5 tRNA genes and 1 rRNA gene are annotated in these 661 nt (G+C 52.0%); all 6 read right to left on the bottom strand.

The window, feature by feature from the left end:
- Nucleotides 1–49: 49 nt before the first annotated feature.
- Nucleotides 50–124 (bottom strand) — tRNA-Gly (locus tag Q3W56_RS20575).
- Between the two features lie 40 nt (nucleotides 125–164).
- Nucleotides 165–247 (bottom strand) — tRNA-Leu (locus Q3W56_RS20570).
- Between the two features lie 6 nt (nucleotides 248–253).
- Nucleotides 254–329 (bottom strand) — tRNA-Lys (locus Q3W56_RS20565).
- Nucleotides 330–366: 37 nt separating this feature from the next.
- Nucleotides 367–442: transfer RNA gene (locus Q3W56_RS20560), tRNA-Thr, on the bottom strand.
- A gap of 4 nt (nucleotides 443–446) precedes the next feature.
- A tRNA-Val gene (locus tag Q3W56_RS20555) sits at nucleotides 447–522 on the bottom strand.
- 22 nt (nucleotides 523–544) lie between these two features.
- Nucleotides 545–660: ribosomal RNA gene (gene rrf, locus Q3W56_RS20550) — 5S ribosomal RNA — on the bottom strand.
- Nucleotide 661 lies beyond the last annotated feature (1 nt).

The raw sequence follows: 661 nt of genomic DNA, 5'->3' as shown, positions 1-661 counted from the left end.
AAGTCCTGTGTGTCTGCCAATTCCACCACCCCGGCGTGGATGGTATAGTTGGAGCGGAAGACGGGATTCGAACCCGCGACCCCCACCTTGGCAAGGTGGTGTTCTACCACTGAACTACTTCCGCAGACAGGATGTCCAGTTTTAATGACTGTTATCCTATATAATGCGGGTGAAGGGACTTGAACCCCCACGTCATAAAGACACTAGATCCTAAGTCTAGCGCGTCTGCCAATTCCGCCACACCCGCGTAAAATGGTGAGCCATGAAGGACTCGAACCTTCGACCCTCTGATTAAAAGTCAGATGCTCTACCAACTGAGCTAATGGCTCTTCTTACAAGAGACTTGAGTATTATACCATATAAAAGTGGTGCCGGCAAGAGGACTTGAACCCCCAACCTACTGATTACAAGTCAGTTGCTCTACCAATTGAGCTACACCGGCAAAATGGTGGAGGATGACGGGCTCGAACCGCCGACCCTCTGCTTGTAAGGCAGATGCTCTCCCAGCTGAGCTAATCCTCCATAATTGCACTGACGTGCAATTGCTTGGCGGCGTCCTACTCTCACAGGGGGAAACCCCCGACTACCATCGGCGCTGAAGAGCTTAACTTCCGTGTTCGGCATGGGAACGGGTGTGACCTCTTCGCTATCGCCACCAAAC

This window comes from Bacillus sp. C28GYM-DRY-1, from assembly GCF_030519405.1.
Taxonomy (GTDB): Bacteria; Bacillota; Bacilli; order Bacillales; family Bacillaceae; genus Bacillus; species Bacillus spizizenii_A.
This window is presented reverse-complemented; position numbering and strand designations above follow the sequence as displayed.